This window comes from Janthinobacterium sp. GW822-FHT07H11, from assembly GCF_058798615.1.
Genome location: NZ_CM179507.1, coordinates 269,181 through 290,014 on the forward strand (window position 1 = coordinate 269,181; position 20,834 = coordinate 290,014).

Here is a 20,834-nt window from a genome sequence, read left to right on the forward strand (position 1 = left end):
GTCTCCCAGACAGAAGAATGCCGCGCCATCGGATCACGCCGCCAGTGCCGCCCGCACACTGCCGTCCGCGCCGGCCAACAATGCCTGTGCCTGGTTTGTGTTGATTTTTTTGATCAAGGCAACAATCGCCACCTTGACGTGATAGTGGCATTGCTCCAGCACGGTCCTGGCCTGCGCCTCGTCGGCGCCAGTGGCATGCATGGTCAGACTCAGCGCCCGGCGCATCAGCTTGGCGTTGGTCGGCTTCAAGTCTACCATCAAGTTTCCGTAAGTTTTGTGCAAACCCACCATCAGGGCGCTGGAAATCGTGTTCAGGGTGATTTTTTGCGCCGTGCCCGCTTTCAGGCGCGTGCTGCCGGAAATGACTTCCGTGCCTGTGTCGAGCACGATGCCGCATTGCGCCTCGTGCGCCACGGGAGCATCCATATTGTTGGCGATGCCGATCGTCAAGGCGCCCGCCTGGCGCGCGGCCAGCAGGGCGCCCAGCACGTAAGGCGTGGCACCGGAGGCGGCCAGCAAGATCACCACATCATTTTCCTGCGGCTGCAGGGCCAGCACATCGCGCTCGCCTTGCTGTACATCATCTTCCGCCCCTTCGACGGCCGTAAACATGGCGCCGGCGCCGCCGGCCAGGATGGCGACGGCCCGCTCGGGCGGCCAGGAAAACGTGGGAGTCAGCTCAACGCTGTCGAGCACGCCCAGGCGTCCCGACGTGCCCGCGCCCACGTACAGCAGGCGACCGCCGGCGACGATGCGGGGCAGGGCGGCCGTGATGGCGGCGGCGATTTGCGGCGAGGCCAGCCGCACGGCCTCGACGGCCCAGAACTGGTCATCGACCAGCGCCGCCACCAGTTGCTCCACCGGATACAGGTCCAGATCCGGATGCCGCCGGCTCGGGGTTTCAGTTTTCAACATGATTTCAGAACATGGTTGAACGTGAAACCAGTTTAATACCGATGTGCAAGATCAGCCATGAAAGGATGGCGGGCGGGCATAACGGGAGTTTATGGCTAATGCAGGACGTGGTGTACTACTTGTACTTCGATACGCTCCCGTTTGTGTCTATACTTGGCTTCGACGCCAACATCCACGACACGCCCCATGATCGCTCACCAATTGCTGTTCCTGTTTAGCGCCCTGGGCGCCATCAACGGCATGTTCCTGGCCGTCTATTTTTTCAGCCGCCGGCCTCGCTGCCTGGCCGATTGCATGCTCGGTGCATTGCTGCTTGCCGTGGGGGTGCGCACCGCCAAATCCGCCTTCCTTTACTTCAACCCGGCGATCGCCATCGAATTCCGCCAGCTGGGCCTGTCGGCCTGCCTGCTGATCGGTCCCTTGACCTATCTCTATGTGCGCGCTTTCATCACCGGACTCGCGCAACAGCCTGCCGGGCAACAATGGCGCTGGCATCTCGGCCTGTCCTTCCTGCTGATAGGCATAGGCGTTGCCTTTCCGTATGCCGCGTATCCTGCTGCGTGGGACCGTTCCAGCCATGCCATTCATGTGTTCTGGCTAGGCTACCTGCTGGCAACTGCCAAGTTGCTCTGGCAAAGCCGCCATGCATGGCTGAACGACGGACAGCGGATGGCGACCGGCAGCATGCTAATGCTGAGCGTCTTTGCAGGCAGCTGCGTCATGCTGGCGGCGTACGCAAGCACGCCGTTCACGTCGTATATAGTCGGCGCCCTGTCGTTCACCTTCTCGCTGCATGTCGCCGTCATGGTCTTTTTGCTAAGAAAGGAAATCTCGACGCCTGCCGAGTCGAAGCCAAAGTACCAGAACAGCCGCCTGACGCACGACGATGCGCTTGCCGTACTCGCTGCGCTGGAACAACAGATGAGCGGGCAGAAATCCTATCTGAATCCAAACCTGACCCTGGCCCAACTGGCCAAACGGGCGGGGTGCACGCAGGCGCAGGTGTCGCAGGTATTGAATGACAAGCTGAGCAAGAGCTTCACTACCTACGTCAACGAATACCGTATCGCCGAAGCGAAACAGGTCTTGGCCGACGAACCGCAACTGAACATGGATATCGTTGCCGAGCGCTGCGGCTTCAATTCCAGTTCCACCTTCTACTCGGCCTTCAAGAAAGTTGCTGGGCAGACTCCCGCCAGCTTCCGCGCCCAGCCCAGCCAGGCGGCCACGGCCATTTCCGCATAAAACCGCTCCGGAATCGCCATTCCGGAGTCTGAAATCCTGTTTGGCGACATCCATTCCCCTGCATTTCGATAACTTATCGAGCACCAGCGACCTGAAATAGTCGTTGCTCCGATAAACGCAGTTCTACATGCAGGGTAAATCCATGATTCAGTTTTTATTGCGAACGATACTCGCCTGTTGCTTGCTCGGCAGCGCCGCCGCCGGCACCGCCGCCACCGCAGACCAGGACGACAATGCCATCCGGGAAACCGTGCGCTTGTATCTGCATGGCACCAGCTTCAACGTCCAGGACGAGATCAAGCAAGCCTTCCATACCACCGCCCGTCTTTACCTGGACGGCAAAAACGATACGGAATGGGAACTCAGCGGTCCGGAATACGCCAAACTCTTTTCCCCAGAGAAAATAGGGCAATTCAATGGGCGCCACGGGCGACTGATCAAGGTGGAGGTGAGCGGCAAGGTGGCCACCGCCAAGGCCGAGATCCACATTCCCCAGCAAGGGGTGCGCTATGTGGATGTCTTTCTTCTGAAAAAGATCGCCGGCAACTGGAAGATCGTCAGCAAGTCGGCCGATCGCGAGCCCGCAGCCCCGCGCCAGGCACGCAAGGTGCTGCTGGTCGTATCAAATGTGCATCAATATCCGGGCACAAAAATTAACGCGGGCAATAATTTTCCCGAACTGGCTTATACCTATGATGCCTTTCGCAAAGCAGGCTACGCGGTCGACTTCGTCAGTCCCGAGGGGGGCGCCATTCCCCTGGAAATGATCGTCACGTCGGACGAGTTGCTTAAAAAGCATCTATACGACAGTGATTTCATGTGGGCACTGGCCCATACCAAGCCCGTTTCCGAGGTCAGGGCCGACGAGTATGCGGGCATGGCTTTCGTCGGCGGCGGCGCGGCCATCGTCGGCATCCCGGAGAACAAGCCGCTGCAGGACATCGCCATGCGCATCTACGAACAGCAAGGCGGGGTGATCGCGGCCATCTGCCATGGCACCGAGGGCATCAAGAACCTGAAGCTCAGTGACGGCACTTTCTTGATCCAGGGCAAGGTGCTCACCTCGTTCCCCGATGCGTACCTCAACAAGGAATCGCCGGTATACAAGGCCTATCCGTTTTCGGCGGAAGCGAGCATCAAGCGCCATGGCGGCATCTTCCGGCACGGCGCCAACGGCGAGAGTCACGTCGAAGTCGATGGCCGGCTGGTGACCGGCATGAGCTGGGAGTCGTCCGTGGGCGTGGCCGAATCGATGATCCGCCTGTTCGCGCAGTAGATTCAGGGAGCGCGGCGCATTTCGGCCACAAAATCGTAATGATCGCTGCGGCAATACGAATGCGTGAGTTCCACCGCTTCGCCCGACTCCAGGTAGGCGATGCGCGTGATGAACAGCACGGCCTGGCCATCGGGGATGCCCAGCTGTTCGGCCAGCACATCCGTCGCATTCATGGCGCGGATGTGCTGCAAGGCGCGCACGGGCGCCTTCTTGATGCGGTTCAGGTACTCATACAGCGAGTCGCCCACGGCGGCCGGGTCCGGCACCACGCTGAAGGGCAGCACGCTCACTTCATACGCCATCACCACGTCGTCGGCCAGGCGCAAGCGCTCCAGGCGCGCCACCTTGGTATTCTGGGCCAGACCCAGGCTCAGCTGCTCGTCGCTGCTGGCGATGACGACATCGCGCTTGAGCCAGCGCGAGCCGGGACGGTAGCCGCGTTGCTGCAGCTGCTCGGAAAAGCTCGACAGGTTCGACAGCGGCTGCTCGATGCGCGGGGCAATATAGTTGCCCGAACCACGGCGGCGCACGACGAGGCCTTGCTCGACCAATTGATCGATGGCCTTGCGGGCAGTCACGCGCGATACGTCGAGCAGTTCGGACAGGGTACGTTCGGATGGCAGGGCCTGGTCTACCTGGTAGCGGCCGTTGCGTACGTCATCGCTCAGCTTGCGGGCGATCTGCATATATAAAGGCGAATTGTCATTTAAATCGACCTTGAGTTCTACGCTGGTCTGGCTCATACAGTTCTCCTTGTATGACTAGTGTAATAGCGATGGCGCTTGCGCGTATCCCGTCCACCCATGAATAAATGGAAAATGGGCATAAATAACGGTTATACACTTTAAAAAACAATGTTTTACCGTACGTATAGCGTTGCATTATAGATAAATAAGCAATATTTATTGGCGTAGTCAACCATCCCGCCCTATGCTGGTGACACCTCCATCGCACCGCGAAACAGGGAAACATGCACATGACGGGCTTACTGGGCTTACTGGGCTTGCTGCTGCTGGGCGCGAGCTCGAGCACCCTGGCCGCCATAGGGCGCAGCGAGGAATGAACCTCACGGCGCTCTACCGTGGTGCGATGGACAACACTCAGTCCCTGCCTTGAAATAGTGCATTCCTGAAAGTTATGGCCGCACCATGATGTTTCATTGGCTGCCGGGATGAGCAGCCTCTAAGCTCTCATCGAATGCTTCCGCACCATGGGAGCGCAACGCAGTGAGGCAACATGCAGCAACACGTCATCATCATCGGCGGCGGCGTCGTCGGTCTGACTTCGGCCTGGTGGCTGGCCGAGGCCGGCTACAGGGTCACGCTACTGGAACGCAATGAACAGGTGGCGATCGCCGCCAGCTACCGCAATGGCGGCCAGCTCAGCTATCGCTATGTGGCACCGCTGGCCGACGCGGGCGTGCCCTTGAAAGCCCTGCAATGGCTGCTGCAGAAAGATGGCCCGCTGCGCTTCCGTCCCGAGGCGGACTGGCGCCAATGGCGTTGGCTGGCCAGTTTCTTGCGCAATTGCAACAGCGCCAGCAATGCCCGCACGACGGCCAAGCTGCTGCAACTGGGCGAATTAAGCCGCGCCGGCATGGCGCAGCTGGAATTGACGGTGGCGCCCGAAGCGTATGCCTGGCGCGACGCGGGCAAACTCATCGTCTACCGCTCGCCCGCCATCTTCCAGCGGGCCGTGGCGCGGCCGGAATCGGAAGAGGCGCGCATCGTCTTGTCGCCGCAGGAAGCCGTACAGCGCGAACCGGCGCTGGCCGCCTTGCAGGGCGCACTGGCCGGCGGCATTTTTACGCAAGGCGAGGCGGTGGCCGATTGCCACGCTTTTTGCCTGGCGCTGGAAGCGCGCTTGCTGCAGCACCCGAATTGTTCGCTCATCTTGAAAGGCGAGGCGCGCCGCCTCCTCACGCACAAGGGCAGGATCACGGGCGTCGACACCAGCCTGGGCCTGCTGCAAGCGGACCATTATGTGCTGGCAGCCGGCATCCAGAGCCGCGACCTGGCCGCCACGGCGGGCGTCTACCTGCCTTTGTACCCGCTGAAAGGCTACAGCCTGACGGCGCCCATCCGCGCACAGGACCGGGCGCCCGAGATCAGCATCACGGATTTCGAGCGCAAGGTGCTGTATGCGCGCATAGGCGGCGACTTGCGCGTGGCCGCCATGGTCGATATGGTGGGCGCCGACAACCGCATAGCCTGGAACCGCATCGCCGGCCTGACGCGGCTGGCGCGCGAAGCCATGCCGCACGGCGCCGATTACGACCAGGCCACGGCCTGGGCCGGCCTGCGCCCCGCCACGCCGAACAGCGCGCCGCTGGTGGGCGCCAGCAAAGTGGCGAACCTGTGGCTCAACGTGGGCCACGGTCCGCTGGGCTTTACCTTTGCCGCCGGCACGGCGCGCATCCTGGCCGATTTGATGCAGAACAAGGCGCCGCCGTTCGCGCTGGACTTCCTCAGTCCGAAAAAATAGCCGCCAAGGCGGCGCGCACGCGCTGCTGCCGATATGGCGGATAATTGCGGAACTTTCCTGTTCCCTCTTTTCTGTTCCATATTGCCACGCATGCCCACACCTTCGAAATTGTCCGCCTGCCCCTGCGGCGGCGCCTCCTACGCCAGCTGCTGCGGCCCGTATATCGCGGGCGACGCCTTGCCGCCCACGGCCGAAGCCCTGATGCGCTCGCGCTACACGGCGTTTACCTTGCGCGACGAGCCCTATCTGCGCGCCACCTGGCATGCCAGCACCCGTCCCGCCGACGCCTTGTTTGCCGAAGAAGAAAAAGTCCACTGGCTGGGACTTGAGGTAAAATCTGCTTTACGTTTACGTCAACGTAAAGCAGAATCAGCAGATCAAGCCGAAGAGATACACCGCGACACCGTGGAATTCGTGGCCCGCTACAAGGTCAACGGCCGCGCGCACCGCCTGCATGAGGTGAGCCGCTTCGTGCGCGAGGCGGGCGAGGGCGGTGGCACCCTGCGCTGGTTTTATCTCGACGGCAGTTTTCCCGAATAGCGCGACCCGAGAGACCGGGCGATCATAAAAAGGAACCGCAATGCCGCACATCGAAAGCAAACTCAATCCGCGCAGTGAAGATTTCAAGGCCAATGCCGCGGCCATGCAAGCCATCGTCGACGATTTGCGCGACAAGGTGGAAAAGATCGCGGCCGGCGGCGGCGAAGCGGCGGCGGCCAAGCACCTGGCGCGGGGAAAACTGCTGCCGCGCGACAGAGTCCAGATGCTGCTCGATCCCGGCACGCCCTTCCTCGAGTTTTCCCAGATGGCGGCCTACGCCATGTACCAGGACGCCAAGGGCGTCGACGCGGCGCCCGCCGCCGGCATCATCACCGGCATCGGCAGGGTCTCGGGCCAGGAATGCGTCATCGTCTGCAACGACGCTACCGTCAAGGGCGGCACCTATTACCCGATGACGGTCAAAAAGCATTTGCGCGCCCAGGAAATCGCCGACCAGAACAACCTGCCCTGCATCTACCTGGTCGATTCGGGCGGCGCCAACCTGCCGAACCAGGACGACGTCTTCCCCGACCGCGACCATTTCGGCCGCATCTTCTATAACCAGGCGAATCTGTCGGCCAAGGGCATCCCGCAGATCGCCGTCGTGATGGGCTCTTGCACGGCGGGCGGCGCCTACGTGCCGGCCATGAGCGACGAATCGATCATCGTCAAGGAGCAGGGCACGATCTTCCTCGGCGGCCCGCCGCTGGTCAAAGCGGCCACGGGCGAAGTGGTGACGGCCGAAGACCTGGGCGGTGGCGACGTGCACACGCGCTTGTCGGGCGTGGTCGACCACCTGGCGCAGAACGATTTGCACGCGCTGTCGCTGGCGCGCACCATCGTCTCGAACCTGAATCGCAAAAAACCGCAGCAGATGGCGTTGCGCGAGTCCGTCGAGCCGAAATATCCGACGCAGGAACTGTATGGCGTGATCCCCGTCGACACGCGCAAGCCGTTTGACGTGCGCGAGGTGATCGCGCGCATCGTCGACGGCAGCGATTTCGACGAATTCAAGGCCCGCTACGGCACCACCCTGATCTGCGGTTTCGCGCACATCTATGGCGTCAAGGTCGGCATCATCGCCAATAACGGCATCCTGTTCTCCGAATCGGCCTTGAAAGGCACGCATTTCATCGAATTGTGCTGCCAGCGCAAGATCCCCCTGGTGTTTTTGCAAAATATCACGGGCTTCATGGTGGGCCGCAAATACGAAAACGAAGGCATCGCCCGCAATGGCGCCAAGATGGTGACCGCCGTGGCCACGGCGGCCGTGCCGAAATTCACGGTGATCATCGGCGGCAGCTTCGGCGCCGGCAACTACGGCATGTGCGGCCGCGCGTTTTCCCCCCGTTTCATGTGGATGTGGCCCAATGCGCGCATTTCCGTCATGGGCGGCGACCAGGCGGCCTCCGTGCTGGCCACCGTCAAGCGCGACGGCATCGAAGGCAAGGGCGGCGCATGGAGCGCGGACGAGGAAGCGGCGTTCAAGCAGCCGATCAAGGAGCAATACGAACACCAGGGCCACCCGTACTACGCCACCGCGCGCCTGTGGGACGATGGCGTGATCGACCCGGCCGACACCCGCATGGTGCTGGGCCTGGGCCTGTCGGCGGCGCTCAACGCGGAAATTCCGGACACGAAGTTCGGCGTATTCCGCATGTAAGCGGCATTCAGGGAGAAGATCATGGAATTTGAAACCTTAAAGCTGGTCATCGAGGGCAATGTCGCCACCGTGACCCTGAACCGCCCCGACGTGCGCAATGCCTTCAACGAGACGACGATCGCCGAACTGGCGCGCGCCTTCGAGGGGCTGGGACGCAGCGAGATGGTGCGCGCCATCGTGCTCGCGGCCAATGGCGCGGCTTTTTGCGCCGGCGCGGACCTGAACTGGATGAAGAAGATGGCCGGCTATACGCATGCCGAAAACCAGGCCGACGCGCTGCAGCTGGCGCAGATGCTGCGCACGATTTACCTGTGTCCGAAACCCGTCGTGGCGAAGATCCAGGGCGACTGTTATGCGGGCGGCATGGGCCTGGTCGCCGCATGCGATATCATTCTGGTTGCGGAAGACGTGCATTTCTGCCTGAGCGAAGTGCGGCTGGGACTGATCCCGGCCACTATTTCACCGTATGTCATCAAGGCCATGGGCGAAAACGCGGCACGCCGCTATTTCCTGACGGCGGAGCGATTCTCCGCCCGGGAAGCGCTGCGCATCGGCTTTGCCCACGAGGTAGTCGAGGCAAGCGCGCTGGACGCGAAAACGGCCGAGGTGCTCAAGGCGCTGACGGGCAACAGCCCGCACGCCGTGGCGCAAGCGAAAACGCTGGTGCGCGAAATCGTTGGCCAGCCCGTCGACGATGCGCTGCTGGCGGACACCGCCGAGCGCATCGCGCAGATCCGCGCCTCGGAGCAGGGACGCGAAGGCGTGCAATCCTTCCTCGACAAGCGCAAGCCGGGTTGGCTCATGGGCTAGTTAATAGTCCAAAGCTCATGGATTAAGAAAATCATTGGAGCAGTTTTGAAAGCAGAAAAACAATCGGGCTGGGTCGAACGCAGTCTGCGCAGCGTGTGGCATCCGTGCACGCAAATGCAGCATCACGAGACTGTACCGCTCATCCCCGTCAGCCATGGCCGCGGCGCCTGGCTGTATGACCACGAAGGACGACGCTACCTGGACGCCATCAGCTCCTGGTGGGTGAACCTGTTCGGCCACGCCAATCCGCGCATCAATGCGGAACTCAAGGACCAATTGGACCGGCTGGAACACGCGATGCTGGCCGGTTTCACGCATGAACCGGTGATCGAGCTGTCGGAAAAGCTCTCCGCGCTCACCAATGGCGTGCTCGGTCACAGTTTTTATGCGTCCGACGGCGCCTCGGCCGTGGAAATCGCCCTGAAAATGAGCTTTCACGCCTGGCGCAACAGCGGCAAGAGTGAAAAACAGGAATTCGTCTGTTTAAAAGGCAGCTACCACGGCGAAACCATCGGCGCCCTGGCCGTCACCGACGTCGCCCTGTTCAAGGATGCCTACGGTCCCCTGCTGCGCGCCACGCAGACGGTGATGTCGCCCGACTTCCGCCAGGCGGCTGACACCGAATCGGCGCAGGACGTGGCCCGCCGCGCCGCCACCGACGTGGAACGGCTGTTCCAGGAAAAAGCGGACAAAATCGCCGCCATCATCATCGAGCCGCTGGTGCAGTGCGCCACCGGCATGGCCATGCACGACCCGCTGTACCTGTCGCTGGTGCGCGACCTGTGCGACCGTTATCAAGTCCATCTGATCCTCGACGAAATCGCCGTCGGCTGCGGCCGCACGGGCACCTTCTTTGCGTGCGAGCAGGCCGGCATCTGGCCCGACTTCGTCTGTCTGTCCAAGGGCATCAGCGGCGGCTATTTGCCCCTGTCCCTGGTGATGACGCGCGAAGATATTTATCAGGCGTTCTACAGCACCGACGTGCGCCGCGGCTTTTTGCATTCGCACTCGTACACGGGCAATCCGCTGGCCTGCCGCGCGGCGCTGGCGACGCTTTCCATCTTCGAGGAAGACGACGTGCTGGCCACCAACCGCGTGCGCGCCGACAAGATCACGCAAGCCCTGGCGCCGCTGGCGCAGCATGAAAAAGTCAAGCATTTCCGCCAGCAGGGCATGATCTGGGCGTTTGACGCCGTCGATGCGGCGCCCGATTTTTCGCGCCGCTTCTTCAGCACGGCGCTGGAACACGAACTGCTGATGCGCCCCATCGGCTCCACCGTGTACCTGATGCCGCCCTACATCCTCGACGACGCAGAGATCGCGGGCCTGGGCCGGCAGACCTTGGCCGTCTTCAACAAAGTGATCGGAGCCTGAGATGGAACTGCTCACGCGCTTGAAACAGCAATTGCAGGGGCTGGAAGAGCGTAGCCTGATCCGCCGCCGCCGCACCGTCGACACGCCGTGCGCGCCGCGCCTGACGGTCGATGGCCGCGACATGCTGGCCTTCTGCAGCAATGACTACCTGGGCCTGGCGTCGCATCCGCGCATCGTCGCCGCGCTGAAAGAGGGCGCCGACCTGTATGGCGCCGGCAGCGGCGCGTCGCACCTGATCAGCGGCCACAGCCGCGCCCACGCACAGCTGGAAGAACGGCTGGCGACGTTTGTCGGCGCCAACCTGGAAAACGCGCGCGCGCTGTATTTCTGCACCGGCTACATGGCCAATCTGGCCGTGCTGACGGCCCTGTCGGCGGGCGATGCGGAAGCCGAGATCTTCTCGGAAGCGCTGAACCACGCTTCGCTGATCGACGGCACGCGTTTGTCCCGCGTCAAGACGCGCGTGTATCCGCACGCGGACCTCGATGCCCTGGCGGTGCTGCTGGCGGCCAGCACGGCACAAACGAAAATCGTCGTCACCGACAGCGTCTTCAGCATGGATGGCGACCTGGCGCCGCTGCCCGCGCTGCTGGCCCTGTGCGAGCGCTATGGCGCCTGGCTGGTGGTCGATGATGCGCACGGCTTCGGCGCGCTGGGCACCAATGGCCGTGGCGCCCTCGAACACTTCGGCCTGCATTCGCCCTACCTGGTCTACGTGGGCACGCTGGGCAAATCGGCCGGCGTGGGCGGCGCCTTTGTTTGCGCACATGAAGCCGTGATCGACACGCTGATCCAGAAGGCCCGTCCCTACATCTTCACGACGGCGGCCGCGCCCGCGCTGGCGCACGCGCTGCTGGCCAGCCTGGACATCATCGCCGGCGAGGAAGGCCGGCAGCGCCGCGCCCACCTGGCGGCGCTGGTGGCGCAATGGAACGAGGGCTTGCAGCTGCAACGCTGGCAAGCCTTGCCATCGCTCTCCGCCATCCAGCCCGTCATCATCGGCGAGAATGCGGACATGCTCGATATCGCCGCCACCCTGTACCAGCAAGGCCTGTGGGTCGGCGCCATCCGCCCGCCTACCGTCCCTGCCGGCACGGCGCGCCTGCGCGTGACCCTGTCGGCCGGCCACACGGCGCAGGAAGTGGCGCAATTGATCAACGCAGTCAACACCCTGGAAAGGACTCGCCATGAGCCTTGATGACCCCATCGTGGCGGAAGTGCTGGCGGACCTGGCGCCGGCCGTGCAGCCTGCGCCGGCAGCCACCGGCCTGCCATCGCGCTTTGCCTGTTTCGTCACCGGCACCGACACGGAAATCGGCAAGACCTTGACCTCGTCGGCCCTGCTGCATGCGCTGGTGGCGCGCGGCGTGCGCGCCTGCGGCATGAAGCCCGTGGCCGCCGGCGCCGAGATGCGCGACGGCGAACTGCATAATGAAGACGCCGACAGCCTGATCGCCGCCGGCAACGTCACCATGCTGCGCAATATCACCACGCCCTACATGCTCAAGGAACCGGCCGCGCCGCACATCGCCGCCGCGCTCGAAGGCGTGCGCATCGAATCGGTGCCCATCCTGGCCGCCTACCTGGAAATCGCCGCCGCCTCGGACGCCGTCGTGGTCGAAGGCGTGGGCGGATTCCGCGTGCCCCTGTCGCCCGGTTTCGATTCGGCCGACCTGGCGCAGCAGCTCGATCTGCCCGTGATCCTCGTGGTTGGCATGCGTTTGGGCTGCATCAGCCAGGCCTTGCTGACGGTGGAAGCCATCGAAGCGCGCGGCCTGACGGTGATCGGCTGGGTCGCCAACACCCTGGAAGTGGAAATGCGCTTCCTCGACGAAAATATCGATGCGCTGATCGAGCGCATCCCGGCGCCGCTGCTGGGCAGGGTGCCGCGCCTGGCGCAACCGAGCGCGGAAGCGGCGGCCGCGTATCTCGATTTCACCGGCTTGCCCAACTGGCCGGCGCAGCATCCCAACACTTAATGTAGCTAAAAAATAGAAACGAAGGAATCACATGTCTCACGTCCAAGAAGCAGCAAAAACCGTCGAACTGCACCGCCCGGCAGCGCGTATCACCGTGCCCGAAGCGGCTACCTGGCCCGTCGCCGACGTGCTGGCCCTGTTCGACCTGCCATTCAATGACTTGATGTTCAAGGCCCAGCAAACCCACCGCGTCAACTTCCCCGACGGCGACGTGGAACTGGCGACCCTGTTGTCGATCAAGACGGGCGGCTGCGAGGAAGACTGCGGCTACTGCCCGCAGGCGGCCCGCTACGACACGGGCGTGGAAGCGAAGAAAATCCTCGACATCGACACGGTGCTCGACGCGGCCCGCCAGGCGAAAGCCAACGGCGCCACGCGCTTCTGCATGGGCGCCGCCTGGCGCAGCCCGAAAGAGCGCGACATGGAAAAAGTCGAAGAGATGGTGACCAAGGTCAAGGCGCTGGGCCTGGAAACCTGCGCTACTTTGGGCATGCTGGAAGAGGGACAAGCGGACCGCCTGAAAAACGCGGGCCTGGACTTCTACAACCATAACCTCGACACGGCGCCCGAGTTCTACGACAACGTCATCTCCACGCGCGAATACCAGGACCGCCTCGATACCTTGGGCCGCGTGCGCGAAGCGGGCTTGAAAGTGTGCTGCGGCGGCATCGTCGGCATGGGCGAAACGCGTCTGCAGCGCGCGGGCCTGATCGCCCAACTGGCGAACCTGAATCCGTATCCGGAATCGGTGCCCGTCAACCACCTGGTGCAGGTGGAAGGCACGCCTTTGTATGGCATGGAAGCGCTCGACCCGTTCGAATTCGTGCGCACGATCGCCGTGGCCCGCATCACCATGCCGAAAGCGCGCGTGCGTTTGTCGGCCGGCCGGCGCCAGATGGGCGAAGCCGTGCAAGCCATGTGCTTCCTGGCCGGCGCCAACTCCATCTTCTACGGCGACAAGCTGCTCACCACCGACAACCCGGAAGCGGAAGACGACCGCGTCTTGTTGAACAAACTGGGCCTGCAGACGCGCGGCGCCATGCTGGACTCGGTACAGAAAGAGAAGTGCGGCTGCTGATGACAGCCTTGTCGGGTTACGCCGTGCCGGCTAACCCGACCTACGATATCGAGCCTCACCATGCGTAGGTCGGTTTAGCGCAAAGCGCGTAAACCGACAAACCAGCAGACAACGTCCACCAAGAGACAGCTGCCCCTTTTTGAGAGAATAGAGAGAGACCATGTTCACTAAAATCCTGATCGCCAACCGCGGCGAAATCGCCTGCCGTGTCGCCGCTACCGCCCGCCGCATGGGCATACAGACCGTCGCCGTGTATTCGGAAGCGGATGCCAACGCCAAGCACGTCGCCGTGTGCGACGAAGCGGTGCTGATCGGCCCTGCGCCGGCCAAGGAAAGCTATCTGTGCGGCGACAAGATCATCGCCGTGGCGCTGGCCACGGGCGCCCAGGCGATCCACCCCGGCTACGGCTTTTTGTCCGAAAACGCCGACTTCGCCGACGCCTGCCAGGCGGCGGGCCTGGTCTTCATCGGCCCGCCGGCCTCCGCCATGCGCGCCATGGGCTCGAAATCGGCGGCCAAGTCGCTGATGGAGAAAGCCAACGTGCCGCTGGTGCCCGGCTACCACGGCGAGAATCAGGATGCGGACTTCTTGCACGGACAAGCCGACAAGATCGGCTACCCCGTGCTGCTGAAGGCGTCCGCCGGCGGCGGCGGCAAGGGCATGCGCGTCATCGAGAACAGCGCCGACTTCAAGGCGGCGCTGGCCTCGTGCAAGCGCGAAGCGATCAGCTCTTTCGGCGACGACAAGGTACTGGCTGAAAAATACCTGTCACGCCCGCGCCATATCGAAATCCAGGTGTTTGCCGACACGCTCGGCAACTGCATCTACCTGTTCGAGCGCGATTGCTCGGTGCAGCGCCGCCATCAAAAGGTGCTGGAAGAGGCGCCGGCGCCGGGCATGCCGGCGGAGCGCCGCGCCGCCATGGGCGAGGCGGCCGTCGCCGCCGCCAAGGCCGTCGGCTACGTGGGCGCGGGCACGGTGGAATTCATCGCCAACCAGGACGGTTCGTTCTATTTCATGGAGATGAACACGCGCCTGCAGGTGGAACACCCGGTGACGGAAATGATCACCGGCACCGACCTGGTGGAATGGCAGCTGCGCGTCGCCTTTGGCGAGCCGCTGCCGAAAAAACAAAGCGAATTGACGATCCATGGCCACGCCATCGAAGCGCGCATCTATGCGGAAAATCCTGAAAAGGGCTTTTTGCCGTCGATCGGCACCCTGCGCCACATGCAGTCGCCGCAAGCCGTCACGTTCGAGCTGGGCGGCACCGTGGTGCCGGCCGCCGTGCGCATCGATTCGGGCGTGCGCGAAGGCGACGCCATCTCGCCATTCTACGACCCGATGATCGCCAAGCTGATCGTCTGGGGCGCGGACCGCCGCGAGGCGCTGGCGCGCATGGCGCAGGCGCTGGCCGACTACCAGATCGTCGGCCTGGCCAGCAATATCGCCTTTTTGAAGCGCCTGGTGGAAGGCCAGGCGTTTGCCAGCGCCGACCTCGATACGGGTTTGATCGAGCGCAATCAGGCGTCGCTGTTCCCCGCCCTGCAGGCGGCGCCCGACACGGCCCTGGCGCTGGCGGCAGTCAGCCTGCTGACGCAAGAAAAAGCGGCGTCCGAAGCGCAGTCGAGCAACCCCGCCGACCCGTGGGGCAATGCCCTGGGCTGGCGCCTGAACAGCACCCTGGGCCGCAGCCTGGCGTTCGCCGATGAATTCGCGCTGGCCGGCGACAGCAAGGCCTATGCCGCGCGCATCGCCTACAAGACCGATGGCTGGCTGTTCAACGGCCAGCCCCTGAGCTTGACGGCGCGCAAAGGCAACGAGCTGCACATCAAGCTCGGTGAGCGTGCCGTGCACGGCACGGTGCTGCGCGACGGCGAGCAGTTCCACGTATTCACCGGCGGCTTGCACTACACCCTGCATTACAGCGACCCGATGGCGCATGCGGGCGAAACGGAAGCGGAAGGCGGCCGCCTGACGGCGCCGATGCCGGGCAAGGTCGTCGCCGTGCTGGTGAACAAGGGGCAAGACGTCAAGAAGGGCGAGCCGCTGGTCATCATGGAAGCGATGAAGATGGAGCACACGATCGCCGCGCCGCACGACGGCCTGGTGGAAGACGTGCTGTATGCGGTCGGCGACCAGGTGGCCGACGGCGCGCCGCTGCTGGCCTTCAAGGCTGCCGCGTAAGGGGCGCCCTTGGAAACGTCCATGCGCATTCTTTTACAACGGTCGGACGGCAAGGAAGCGGCGTGGATCAGCGATTTCCGCGACTTGCTGCCCGAAGCCGAGATTGTCTTCTGGCGCGAAGGCGAGACCTTCGCGCCGTGCGACTACGCCGTCGTGTGGCAGCCGCCCGCCGCCATGCTGCCCGCATTGAGCGAAGTCAAGGCCATCTTCAACACGGGCGCCGGCGTCGACGCGCTGTTGAAGTTCGGCGACGCGCTGCCCGCCCACGTGCCGCTGGTGCGCCTCGATGACGCGGGCATGGGCGTGCAGATGGCCGAATATGTGAGCCACGCCGTGCTGCGCCACTTCCGCCGCTTCGACGACTACGAGGCGCAGGGCCGCGCCGGCATCTGGCAGCCGCTGCCCGCCTTCGACAAGATGGATTTCCCCGTCGGCGTGCTGGGGATGGGCGTGCTGGGCACGCGCGTGCTGCAGGCGCTGGCGCAGTTCGAATTCCCGCTGCGCGGCTGGAGCCGCAGCCAGAAGCACATCGATGGCGTGGCGTGCTTCGCGGGCGAGGAGGGGCTCGATGCCTTCTTGCGCGGCACGCGCGTGCTGGTGTGCATGCTGCCGCTCACGCCGGACACGCACAACCTGCTCGACCGCGCCCGCCTGTCCATGCTGCTGCCGGGCGCCTACGTCATCAACGTCGCGCGCGGCGCGCATCTGGCCGAGCCGGACTTATTGACCCTGATCCGCTCCGGGCATATCGCCGGGGCGACCCTGGACGTGTTCCGCAACGAGCCGCTGCCGCAACAGCACCCGTTCTGGCAAGAACCGCGCATCACCATCACGCCGCATATTTCGGCCGCCACCCTGCGCCGCGAAAGCGTGGCGCAGATCGCCGCCAAGATGCGCCGCCTGCACGCCGGAGACTCTGTCGCCGGCACCGTCAACCGTTTGCAAGGATATTGAGATGAACCCTATTACCAGTTTGCCCAGGCAGGTCAAGATCGTCGAAGTGGGTCCGCGCGACGGCCTGCAAAACGAGAAGGAAACCATCAGCGCCGCCGTCAAGATCGAGCTGGTCGACCGATTGACCCTGGCCGGCTTCGCCAATATCGAGGCGGCGTCGTTCGTCTCACCGAAATGGGTGCCGCAGATGGCCACCAGCGCGGAAGTGATGGACAAGATCGCGCGCCGCCCGGGCACCATTTATTCGGCGCTGACGCCGAACATGCAGGGTTTCGAGGCCGCGCTGGCGGCGAAGGCCGATGAAGTGGTGATCTTCGGCTCGGCATCGGAAGCGTTCTCGCAAAAGAACATCAATTGCTCGATCGCCGAATCGATCGCCCGCTTCGAAGGCGTGGCCAAGGCGGCCAAGGAACACGGCCTGCGCCTGCGCGGCAGCATCAGCTGCGCCTTCGGCTGCCCCTACCAGGGGGACGTGCCGCTCGATGCCGTGGCCGACGTGGTGGGCCGCATGCGCGACCTCGGTTGCGACGAGATCGACATCGCCGACACCATCGGCGTGGCCACGCCGAGAAAGACGCAGGCGGTAATGCAGCGCGCCATTGCGGCTTTCCACGTGGGCGGCCTGTCCGGCCACTTCCACGACACCTACGGCCAGGCGCTGGCGAATATCTACGCCAGCCTGGAGGTGGGCATTGCGATTTATCATTCGTCGGTGTCAGGCCTGGGCGGCTGTCCGTACGCCAAGGGCGCCACCGGCAACGTGGCCACCGAGGACGTGCTGTACATGATGCAGGGACTGGGCATTGCCACCGGCATCGACCTGGACCTGGTGGTGGACGCGGGGCAGTTCATCTCGCAGCAGCTGGGGCGCAAGGGCTCCAGCCGCGCCGGCAATGCGATTGCGGCGAAACGCCTCGCGGCGTAGGTCGGATTAGCGTGGCGGAGCCACGCGTAATCCGACGCCACCCGGGCCATGGCCAACACTGTTGTCGGGTTACGCGCTTTGCGCTAACCCGACCTACCCGACCAATGTGACCCGCAACATGACCCATACAGACGAAAAAAAACCCAAGAGCCGAAACTCTTGGGTTTTTTTCTACAAATTTGGTCGGAGTACAAGGATTCGAACCTTGGACCCCCTGGTCCCAAACCAGGTGCGCTACCGGGCTGCGCCACACTCCGAAGACCAAGATAATACAGGCCGTATCGACTTCGGTCAAGGGTCAGGTGAAACTCTGTGTAAATTATTTACGCGCGGCACTGCAACTCATGTATTTTTCAAAACGATGCAAGTATGCGACACTGGCTTGGCAGGTTTTCCCGACACACATGAAGGCGACGACGGCAATGGAGTTCAGGATAGAAAGAAGCGACGATGGCAGGCCCTTGCCGAATCGCCGCGGCATCGCGCTGGGCGTCGGCGTGTCCTTGCTGCTGCATGGCGCCTTGATCTACCTGTGGCGTTATGTGCCGCCGCCCGCGCCGCCGGATGCGGCGCCGCGCGTGGAATCGATCGCCGTGTGGATACGTCCGCTGGCCGCCAAGCCCCCGCCGCCTGTCGAGGTGGTCAAGCCGAAGCGCGAAGCCAAACCCGTCAGCAAGCCGAAACACGCCACGGCCCGCGAAACACCGGCGCCAGCCACCGCGCCAGCATCCAGCCCGCAAGCCATCACGGTTGTCCCGGCCTCACCGGCCATGCCGGCGGCCAGTCCCGACACCTTCAGGCAAGAAACTGCGGAAACGCCGAAGTTCGACATGGATGCGGCCAGACGCACGGCACGCAAGATGGCGGGCGAACGCGACCCGTCCAAGGTGGGCACGGCCGTGGGGCAAATCCCCGACAAGCCGCTGCAAACGGAAACCCAGCTGGCGCGCGACATTGCGCAAGGCAAACGCGGCGATTGCCGCACCGCCTATTCCGGGGCAGGCTTGCTGGCGCCCGTGCTGATGTTGCTGGACAAGAAGGATAGCGGTTGCAAGTGGTGAAAATTTAATAACATACCCACTTGGGCATGATCCTACCCAAAATGGGTATGTTGGAAAAATTATTCCTGCCCCTTCAACTGCAACGCCCGCTCATACAGGGCGTTTTTCTTGCGGCCCGTGATTTGCGCCGTCAGATTCGCCGCTTGCTTGACGCTGCATTCGGCCAGCAGGATATTGAGGATGCGTTCCGCTTCCACGTCTTCCGCGTCCTGCGCTTCGGTGGCGCCTTCGAGCAGGATGACGAATTCTCCCTTTTCGCGGTGCGCGTCGGCACGGATCCAGCTTTCCGCTTCCGACAGGGGGCAGCGGTGGATTTCCTCGAACAGTTTCGTCAGCTCGCGTGCGAACACCACCTGGCGTGTCGGCTCGAACGCTTCGGCCAGGGCCGTGGCGCAATCGAGGATGCGGTGCGGCGCCTCGTAGAACACCATGGTCGCCGTCACGCCGCGCAGGCTGTGCAAGATGTTTTCGCGCTGCTTGGACTTGGCCGGCAGGAAGCCGACAAAGTAGAACTGGTCATTCAACAGGCCGCTGGCGGAAATGGCGGTGATGGCCGCCGACGGGCCGGGCAGGGGCAGCACGCGCAGGCCCGCCGCGCGCACGGCGTCGACGATGCGCGCGCCGGGGTCGGAGACGGCCGGCGTGCCCGCGTCGGAGACGAGGGCGATGCGTTCGCCCGCGTGCAGGCGCGCGATCAAAGTCTGCGCCACTTCGCGCTCGTTATGTTGATGTGCCGCAATCAATGGCTTGTTCAAGCCAAAGCGTGTCATCAGGTGCGCCGTATTGCGCGTATCTTCACAGGCGACGGCATCGGCAAGGCTCAGCAAGTGCAGCGCGCGCAGGCTGATATCGGTCACATTGCCGATCGGCGTGGCCACTACATACAATGTTGCGATAGGATAGACCTGGTGCGCGGCCTCTGTCATGATGGGCAGGCTGGCGATGGAACTGATTTCTTGTACGGTCATTTTGGAGGTTGAATGCTTGCTAATAGTGTGAAGTTACTGCTTGTTTGTGCCGCGACCGGCATGCTGAGCGCTTGCAGCACGCCTTGCGACGCGCCCGGGCAATTGTGCGCGCCTATTGAATCTAACACAAGGGCGCTGCCGCCACCGAAGCCGCTGCCGCCCAAGCCACAAGCGCCCGAACCGGTGACGTTTGCCGTGGCCGTGCCCGATATTACCGCGTATGACGGCAATGGCGCGCCGCTGGCGCCCATCAGCACCAAGCCGGCCACCGGCACGCCGCAGGACATGCCGGCCGCCACGGCGCCGGCGCCGGCCGACGGCAAGGTCCACCACATCGGCCTGCTGCTGCCGCTGCGCTCGGACACCCTGGGCCCGGCCGCCGAATTGCTGCGCGCCGGCTTCATGGCCGCGTATGAACGCGACCGCAGCGGCTTCGAAGTGACGGTGATCGACACGGGCGACGGCAGCACCGACGTGCTGAACAAGTTTGCGCAAGCACAAGAAGAACAGGACATCGTCGTGGGGCCGTTGTCGCGCTCGGCCGTCACGGCCGTGGCGAACAGCGACCTGGTACGCAAGCCGACGATCGCCCTGAACCACCCGGACAACCGAGGCGAGGCGCGCCTGCCGGCCAAGCTGCTGGTGATGGGCCTGTCGATCGAGGCGGAAGCGCGCCAGGTGGCCGCCTGGGCCGCCAGCGAACAGCCGGGCGCCAGCGCGCTGATCCTGTCGGCCGGTTCGCCGTCGCAGCGCCGCACCAGCGCCGCCTTCAAGCAGGAATGGCTGCGCCAGGGCGGCAAGGTCGAGGTGATGGACTTGACGGCCACGAATGGCTACCTCGGCGATGCCGAGCTGGTGCAGCTGCGCGCGCGCCTGGCCGCCACGCCGCCGGGCCTGCTGTTTGCCGCGCTCGACGCCGACCAGGCGCGCCAGCTGCGCGTGGCCATCGGCAGCGAGCTGCCCCTGTACGGCACCTCGTCACTGAACCCCGGCGCCGGGCGCGGCGCCAGCGGCCCCGAACTCGATGGCGCGCGCCTGCTGGACCTGCCATGGCAGGTGCAGCGCGACCATCCGCAGGTGATGGTGTATCCGCAACCGCCGCAGCCGGGCGAACGCCGTCTGACGGCCGACATGGAACGCCTGTACGCGCTGGGCATCGATGCCTTCCGCGTGGCGCGCGAAGTGGCGCTGCGGCCGAATGCGCCGTTCACGCTCGATGGCGTGACGGGCCGCCTGGCCGTGCGCTTTGAGAACGATCAAAGCGTGTTCGAACGCACGGAACAGGCCGCCACCTACCAGCAGGGCGTGCTGGGCACCTGGCCGCCGGCCGCGCCCGCGCCTGTCGCCTTGCCACCGGCCCAATAAGGACACGCC

Annotated in this window: 18 protein-coding genes and 1 tRNA gene; 15 read left to right on the forward strand and 4 right to left on the reverse strand. The window is 63.8% G+C overall.

Translation table 11 applies throughout. From position 1 onward, the window contains the following. Nucleotides 1-33: 33 nt before the first annotated feature. Complete coding sequence (locus AC3RCJ_RS01125; protein WP_492964193.1) at nt 34-915, reverse strand: N-acetylmuramic acid 6-phosphate etherase; 882 nt, start codon at nt 913-915, stop codon at nt 34-36. Nucleotides 916-1,101: 186 nt separating this feature from the next. Between AC3RCJ_RS01125 and AC3RCJ_RS01130 the strand changes: the two genes are divergently transcribed. Beyond that, a complete protein-coding gene (locus AC3RCJ_RS01130; RefSeq protein ID WP_492964192.1) occupies nt 1,102-2,160 on the forward strand; it encodes a helix-turn-helix transcriptional regulator in 1,059 nt (352 codons plus the stop codon). 127 nt (nt 2,161-2,287) lie between these two features. After that, nucleotides 2,288-3,436 (forward strand): nuclear transport factor 2 family protein, encoded by a 1,149-nt coding sequence (locus AC3RCJ_RS01135; RefSeq protein ID WP_492964191.1) that lies wholly within the window; start codon nt 2,288-2,290, stop codon nt 3,434-3,436. 2 nt (nt 3,437-3,438) lie between these two features. Here AC3RCJ_RS01135 and AC3RCJ_RS01140 read toward each other — a convergent pair whose 3' ends face one another. Then, nucleotides 3,439-4,179, reverse strand: a complete 741-nt coding sequence (locus tag AC3RCJ_RS01140) for a GntR family transcriptional regulator (protein WP_492964190.1) — start codon at nt 4,177-4,179, stop codon at nt 3,439-3,441. Between the two features lie 493 nt (nt 4,180-4,672). Between AC3RCJ_RS01140 and AC3RCJ_RS01145 the strand changes: the two genes are divergently transcribed. The 11 genes from AC3RCJ_RS01145 to AC3RCJ_RS01195 all read left to right on the forward strand — a co-directional run bounded on the left by AC3RCJ_RS01145 (nt 4,673) and on the right by AC3RCJ_RS01195 (nt 17,431). Beyond that, nucleotides 4,673-5,920 carry a D-amino acid dehydrogenase gene (locus tag AC3RCJ_RS01145; RefSeq protein ID WP_492964189.1) on the forward strand — a complete coding sequence of 416 codons (1,248 nt, stop codon included), beginning with the start codon at nt 4,673-4,675 and terminating at the stop codon, nt 5,918-5,920. Between the two features lie 90 nt (nt 5,921-6,010). Further along, complete coding sequence (locus AC3RCJ_RS01150; protein ID WP_492964188.1) at nt 6,011-6,460, forward strand: YchJ family protein; 450 nt, start codon at nt 6,011-6,013, stop codon at nt 6,458-6,460. Between the two features lie 40 nt (nt 6,461-6,500). After that, nucleotides 6,501-8,123 (forward strand): carboxyl transferase domain-containing protein, encoded by a 1,623-nt coding sequence (locus AC3RCJ_RS01155; protein WP_492964187.1) that lies wholly within the window; start codon nt 6,501-6,503, stop codon nt 8,121-8,123. A gap of 21 nt (nt 8,124-8,144) precedes the next feature. Further along, on the forward strand, nt 8,145-8,933 hold the full coding sequence (locus tag AC3RCJ_RS01160) for an enoyl-CoA hydratase/isomerase family protein (protein WP_492964186.1): 789 nt from the start codon (nt 8,145-8,147) through the stop codon (nt 8,931-8,933). 45 nt (nt 8,934-8,978) lie between these two features. Beyond that, nucleotides 8,979-10,307 carry an adenosylmethionine--8-amino-7-oxononanoate transaminase gene (gene bioA / locus AC3RCJ_RS01165; RefSeq protein WP_492964185.1) on the forward strand — a complete coding sequence of 443 codons (1,329 nt, stop codon included), beginning with the start codon at nt 8,979-8,981 and terminating at the stop codon, nt 10,305-10,307. A 1-nt stretch (nt 10,308) separates the two neighbouring features. Beyond that, complete coding sequence (gene bioF / locus AC3RCJ_RS01170; protein WP_492964184.1) at nt 10,309-11,505, forward strand: 8-amino-7-oxononanoate synthase; 1,197 nt, start codon at nt 10,309-10,311, stop codon at nt 11,503-11,505. Then, nucleotides 11,495-12,286, forward strand: coding sequence for a dethiobiotin synthase (gene bioD, locus AC3RCJ_RS01175; protein ID WP_492964183.1), 792 nt, complete (start codon nt 11,495-11,497; stop codon nt 12,284-12,286). Before bioF ends, bioD begins: the two co-directional genes overlap by 11 nt. 31 nt (nt 12,287-12,317) lie before the next feature. Then, a complete protein-coding gene (gene bioB / locus AC3RCJ_RS01180; protein WP_492964182.1) occupies nt 12,318-13,364 on the forward strand; it encodes a biotin synthase BioB in 1,047 nt (348 codons plus the stop codon). A gap of 160 nt (nt 13,365-13,524) precedes the next feature. Further along, nucleotides 13,525-15,552, forward strand: a complete 2,028-nt coding sequence (locus tag AC3RCJ_RS01185) for an acetyl/propionyl/methylcrotonyl-CoA carboxylase subunit alpha (RefSeq protein WP_492964181.1) — start codon at nt 13,525-13,527, stop codon at nt 15,550-15,552. Nucleotides 15,553-15,573: 21 nt separating this feature from the next. Next, nucleotides 15,574-16,506, forward strand: a complete 933-nt coding sequence (locus tag AC3RCJ_RS01190; RefSeq protein ID WP_492964180.1) for a 2-hydroxyacid dehydrogenase — start codon at nt 15,574-15,576, stop codon at nt 16,504-16,506. A gap of 1 nt (nt 16,507) precedes the next feature. Next, a complete protein-coding gene (locus AC3RCJ_RS01195; RefSeq protein ID WP_492964179.1) occupies nt 16,508-17,431 on the forward strand; it encodes a hydroxymethylglutaryl-CoA lyase in 924 nt (307 codons plus the stop codon). Nucleotides 17,432-17,611: 180 nt separating this feature from the next. Here the strand turns inward: AC3RCJ_RS01195 and AC3RCJ_RS01200 are convergent. After that, nucleotides 17,612-17,688, reverse strand: a tRNA-Pro gene (locus AC3RCJ_RS01200). 204 nt (nt 17,689-17,892) lie between these two features. Here AC3RCJ_RS01200 and AC3RCJ_RS01205 point away from each other — a divergent pair. Beyond that, nucleotides 17,893-18,492 (forward strand): hypothetical protein, encoded by a 600-nt coding sequence (locus AC3RCJ_RS01205; protein ID WP_492964178.1) that lies wholly within the window; start codon nt 17,893-17,895, stop codon nt 18,490-18,492. A gap of 59 nt (nt 18,493-18,551) precedes the next feature. Here AC3RCJ_RS01205 and rsmI read toward each other — a convergent pair whose 3' ends face one another. Beyond that, on the reverse strand, nt 18,552-19,460 hold the full coding sequence (rsmI, locus tag AC3RCJ_RS01210) for a 16S rRNA (cytidine(1402)-2'-O)-methyltransferase (RefSeq protein WP_492964177.1): 909 nt from the start codon (nt 19,458-19,460) through the stop codon (nt 18,552-18,554). 201 nt (nt 19,461-19,661) lie between these two features. On the opposite strand from rsmI, the gene AC3RCJ_RS01215 reads away from it, so the two are divergent. After that, entirely contained in the window at nt 19,662-20,825 is a 1,164-nt protein-coding gene (locus AC3RCJ_RS01215) for a penicillin-binding protein activator (protein ID WP_492965266.1), read from the forward strand. Nucleotides 20,826-20,834: the final 9 nt, after the last annotated feature.